Annotated in this window: 1 protein-coding gene; it reads right to left on the reverse strand. The window is 47.7% G+C overall.

What is annotated here, in order from left to right:
* Positions 1-184, reverse strand: a 184-nt coding sequence (locus QWJ41_RS21030; protein ID WP_302710431.1) for a hypothetical protein, incomplete at its 3' end; no start/stop codon positions are given.
* Between the last annotated feature and the right edge of the window lie 99 nt (positions 185-283).

Below are 283 nucleotides of genomic sequence, written 5' to 3' on the forward strand. Positions count from 1 at the left end.
TGTTGCTGTGGAGGTATGGTGCAGCGTGCTTGAAGATGCTTGTGGATCCGTCCTCCTTTGTACACCGGTAGACGTAGTTTGCGGTGCCGCCTGACAGTAACTTTACGTTGGTGTGTCCTGACTGGGTTGCAGAAAGGAAGTCGCTGAGTCCTTTCTCCGTTGTGAGACCGTATGGGGATGCCATGTTGTTGTCAATTTTGAAAGAATCGTAATTCTTCTAGGTCTTTTAGAAGCAATTCTACTTGGTGGCAAGTAATCTTCCTTTCTGTGCTGGAGTGATACG

Origin of the sequence: Nocardioides cremeus (assembly GCF_030518195.1) — a bacterium.
GTDB classification, from domain to species: domain Bacteria; phylum Actinomycetota; class Actinomycetes; order Propionibacteriales; family Nocardioidaceae; genus Nocardioides; species Nocardioides cremeus.